The organism is Mesorhizobium sp. M7A.F.Ca.US.014.04.1.1 (assembly GCF_003998745.1).
Classification (GTDB): Bacteria; Pseudomonadota; Alphaproteobacteria; order Rhizobiales; family Rhizobiaceae; genus Mesorhizobium; species Mesorhizobium ciceri.
In genome coordinates this window covers 1-4483 of sequence record NZ_RZRW01000465.1, presented here as the reverse complement: position 1 = coordinate 4483, position 4483 = coordinate 1, and the positions used below count along the sequence as shown (strand labels likewise).

Genomic DNA, 4483 nt, shown 5'->3' with positions numbered 1-4483 from the left:
GCTGACATTCCTGCGTTCGCTTGGCAGTGCGCTTGGGGTCGCCATGCTCGGCGCGGTCGCTCTGGGCTACGGCTTGCCGCTTGCCGGTGAAGGCGTGCGGATCGCTGGCCATAGCGCGACGATCGAGCCGTTCGTGATGATCTTTGCCGTCGCCGCCGCTACATTGCTGCTGGGGCTGATCACGCTGACGCTGATGCCCGAAAAGGAGCTTCGCGGCTACGCCGACAATGCGGCGCCGATGCTGGCCGAGTAAAGTTCAGCCGGAGACGCCGAGCTTCTTCTGCAGGCTGGTCGATGAGGTCGTGTACTGGAAAACGATGCGCTCGCCGGGGCTGATGATGCGCTTGGCGGCCTGCGCCATCAGCGCCACTTCGTGGAAACCCGACAGGATCAGCTTCAGCTTGCCCGGATACCAGTTGATATCGCCGACCGCGAAGATGCCGGGCACCGATGTCTGGAATTTTTCGGTATCGACCGGAATGAGGTTCTCGTGAAGGTTGAGACCCCACTCCGCGATCGGTCCGAGCTTCATGGTCAGGCCGAAGAACGGCAGCATGCGCGTGCAAGGCACCTCGACGTCGCCATCCGGTCCCTTGATGGTGGCCGATGACAACTGGCCGTCGGCACCGGTCAATCCGGTCACCTGGCCGACCTGGAATTCGAGCTGCTTCATCTCCTGCATGGCATACATCTTGTTGACGCTGTCGGGAGCGGCGCGGAACTCAGGCCGCCGGTGCACCAGCGTCACGCTCTTTGCCACCGGCTGCAGGTTCAGCGTCCAGTCGAGCGCCGAGTCGCCGCCGCCGACAATGACGAGGTCGTGGCCGCGAAAATCCTCCATCCGGCGCACCGAATAGAAGACGCTCTTGCCTTCATAGGGCTCGATGCCGGGGATCGGCGGACGCTTGGGCTGGAAGTAGCCGCCGCCGGCGGCAATCACCACCACCTTGGCCTCGAACACCTCGTTTTCGTCGGTGGTGACGCGAAAACTGCCGTCCTCCAGTTTTTCCAGGCTGGAAACCATTCGGTTGTAGCTGAAATCGGGCTTGAACGGCGCGATCTGCTCGAGCAATTTGTCGACCAGCCCCTGCGCCGAGATCGAAGGCCAGCCTGGAATGTCGTAGATCGGCTTTTCCGGATAAAGTTCCGCGCATTGGCCGCCCGGCCGATCGAGAATGTCGATCAGGTGGCACTTCATGTCGAACAGGCCGAGCTCGAACACGGCAAACAGGCCGACCGGCCCTGCCCCGACAATAAGCACGTCTGTCCTGGTGATGTCGGTCATGCCTGTGCCTCGCTGCGCATGACCCCGAAAATCGGAACGATTTTCGGAAAGGATCATGCGCAAATAAAAGTGCTACAGCGTCCGTTGCGCGTCCAAGAGGACGCGCGGCGCTGTGGTGAAACAGCAGGACACTGCATGACCATCGCCCCGCTGCCAAGCCACAGCGGGAAAAATCAGTTGGCAAAAAGGTTGCGCTTATCCCTGGCGGGCAGGCACCCGCACGACCAAGCCGTCAAGCGCATCGCGGACCTTGATCTGGCATGACAGGCGCGAGTTGGGCTGGACGTCGTAGGCGAAGTCCAGCATGTCCTCTTCCATCGCTTCCGGCTCGCCGACTTCAGCCGTCCAGGCTTCGTCGACATAGACGTGACAGGTGGCACAGGCGCAGGCACCGCCGCATTCGGCTTCGATCCCGGGCACGGCGTTGCGGATCGCGTTCTCCATGACCGTAGAGCCGTTCTCGGCGTCCATGTCGAAATGCGTGCCGTCATGGGCAATGAAAGTCAGCTTGGTCATTTGTCACCTGAAGGGAGTTGCAGCCGAGATAATCACTCCGGCTGACAAGTCAACTGCCGCATGAAAGCGCCGCCCGATGACGTTTTTCCGCAAATCGGATTCGGCGCGGATTCAGCGGTTGATGGCGGCGATGAAATCGCGCACTTCGTCGATCAGCGTACCAAGCCGCTTGAGCGTCTGGCCGTCTTCCGGCCGGTGCTCGATCTCGGTGGCGCAATCGGCGATGGCAAAGGCGCCCACGCCCCGTGCCGAACCCTTTAATCCATGGGCGAGCAGAAGCCGGTCCTTGATATCGGCGTCGACTATTCTGTCACGCACGGACAGCGCCTGCTGTACAAATAGCGCCAGAACCTCTTGCTCAAGGCTGCGGTCACCCATTGTCTGGCGGGCAAGGTGTGCCAAATCGACCGGCCGTGACCGTCTTGGTCCGGATACATCTCCCCCGGGCATTGAGAAGGCGATGCCGCTTTCGCCACGCATGAACTCGAACTCCGTTTCTTCGACTCGCCCAAAAACCTAGGCGAATCCAATGGACAACGGGTTAATGAATGGCCCGGAAAAATGTTGCCAAAGCGGCGTCCAAATCACAGTTCCGTTAACCTTATATTTAAAGTTTTACGTATCCCGCGGAATGCATGTTTTCTTTACCCCCCTGTGTCATTACGATACGAGGGGTCCATTTTCAGCCTCCTGCGCGGGGCAAGACAAACAGAATTATAAGCCCGCGGCAGCTAGTACAGGGTAGCGAAGGCATGGCAAAGAAACCGACGACGAGAACTCTCGACAGCGAAGTGGCCAGGGAACTGGAAAAGGCGCTCGATCTCGACCTCAGCAATGAGATCGGCAGCGGCGACCTCGATATCGCGGCTTCGATGGAGGATCTTGAAGCGCAGATATCCCAGGCGGCCGACGAGCTGGCGCGCGAGGGACGCAATCATAAGCCGGAACAGAACCCGGAGCCGGTGGTCAACCAAAACCAGGCCGCGAAACCCGCGCCCAAGGCCAAACCTGCCGAATTGCGCCCCGTGGAACCGCGCAATGGCGCCCAGCCCGCAGGTTTCGCGCCGGCCAATGACGATCGCCAGAAGGATTACAAGACGCTCCTGCACAGCCTCAACAGGCGTGCCTCGAACACCATTTACTGGGTCGTCGCCTTCGTTTCGCTCGCCTGGTTCGCCGGTGCCGGTGGTTTGGCCAATCTGCTTTTCGGACCGAGCATCTGGAGAATCCGCACGCTCGACCAGTTCCTTGCCCGTCCGGAACTGATCGGCCTCGCCGTCGCGGCCATCGTGCCCGTCATCCTGTTCTGGGCCTTCGCCGCCATGATTCGCCGCGCCCAGGAAATGCGCATCGCCGCACAGTCGATGACCGAAGTGGCCTTCCGCCTGACCGAGCCGGAAAACCTTGCCCAGGATCGCGTCATGATGATCGGCCAGGCCGTTCGTCGCGAGGTCGCGGCGATGGGCGAAGGCATCGAACGCACGCTTGCCCGCGCCGTCGAACTGGAAACGCTTGTCCACAGCGAAGTCAACCAGATCGAACGCTCCTATTCCGAGAATGAATCCCGCATCCGTTCGCTGGTCGACGGCCTCGGCAGCGAGCGCGAAGCCGTCGTCACCCATGCCGAGCGCGTCCGCGCCTCGATTACCGGCGCGCATGAGACGCTGAAGGACGAGATCGGCGCGGCTTCCGACATCATTCGCGACTCGATCCTCAATGCATCGACCAAATTGTCGATGACGATCACCAATTCCGGCGACACGCTGATCGACCGCATCAACGAAAGCTCGATGTCGATCTTCGATTCCGTCGAAGGCCGGCTCGATTCGATCACCGACCGTCTGTCGACCTCGGGCGAGGCCTTCGCCAGCCTTCTCGACACCCGCATTGCCAAGCTGACGGACACCACGGACGGACTGACGCGGTCGTTGACCGATCTGCTCGACGATCGCACCACCGGCATGGTGTCGCTGCTAGGCGGCGCCGCGCGCACCCTCAATTCCGAATTCGAGGCCAGCCTCAACGGCATCGAGCGCACGCTCGCCGAACGCGGCCAGGCGCTGATCAGCGAGTTCCAGACCCGCGCCGAGGCGCTCGACACCGGAACGCAGAAGCTCAATGCGGCACTCGAGGCCCGCGCCCGCCAGATCAATGAAACGCTGGTCGAGCGCGCCCGCGAAATCGCGCACACCTTCGCCGAGAGCAAGGACACGCTGTCGGCGATGATCGATCAGGGCAAGACCCAGATCGGCGCCGACATGGCCGACATCGTCACTTCGACCTCCTCTATGCTCGAAGCCCGCGCCAGCGACTTCGCCGGACGCATGGAAGCCGCCCGTCACGTCGTGTCGCGTTCGTTCGACAGTGACATCCAGCGGCTCGCCGACGCCCGCGTCGGCATCGAGGAAGCTGTCGAGAACCACAGCAGGAAACTGTCCGAAAGCCGCGAGCGCATGGCCGCGGCCATGGAGGCCGACCTGGCGAAGTTCGCCGAGGGCCGCGCCGGCATCGATGCGGCAGTAACCAACCAGGTGCAGAAGCTGGCCGAAGGCCGCAGCCTGATCTCGCGCGCTCTCGAAGAGGATCTGCGCAAGGTCAATGAATCGCGGGCGGCCATCGATGCATCGCTCGGCAGCCATCTCGAAAGGCTGGAAGAAGGTCGCAACAGGCTCTCTATTGCCT

Annotated in this window: 3 protein-coding genes and 2 pseudogenes; 2 read left to right on the top strand and 3 right to left on the bottom strand. The window is 61.7% G+C overall.

Features of this window, described 5'->3' with window-relative positions; all coding sequences use genetic code 11:
• Positions 1 to 253 (top strand): annotated as a pseudogene (locus EOA22_RS25140) (MFS transporter); the annotation flags it as partial.
• Positions 254 to 256: 3 nt separating this feature from the next.
• On the opposite strand, the gene EOA22_RS25135 reads toward EOA22_RS25140, so the two are convergent.
• The 3 genes from EOA22_RS25135 to EOA22_RS25125 form a co-directional block, all read right to left on the bottom strand.
• A complete protein-coding gene (locus tag EOA22_RS25135; RefSeq protein WP_063167916.1) occupies positions 257 to 1285 on the bottom strand; it encodes an NAD(P)/FAD-dependent oxidoreductase in 1029 nt (342 codons plus the stop codon).
• Between the two features lie 195 nt (positions 1286 to 1480).
• Positions 1481 to 1801, bottom strand: coding sequence for a 2Fe-2S iron-sulfur cluster-binding protein (locus EOA22_RS25130; RefSeq protein WP_013531878.1), 321 nt, complete (start codon positions 1799 to 1801; stop codon positions 1481 to 1483).
• 111 nt (positions 1802 to 1912) lie between these two features.
• Positions 1913 to 2281, bottom strand: coding sequence for an Hpt domain-containing protein (locus EOA22_RS25125; RefSeq protein WP_023813039.1), 369 nt, complete (start codon positions 2279 to 2281; stop codon positions 1913 to 1915).
• A 272-nt stretch (positions 2282 to 2553) separates the two neighbouring features.
• On the opposite strand from EOA22_RS25125, the pseudogene EOA22_RS25120 reads away from it, so the two are divergent.
• A pseudogene (locus EOA22_RS25120) lies at positions 2554 to 4483 on the top strand (kinesin); the annotation flags it as partial.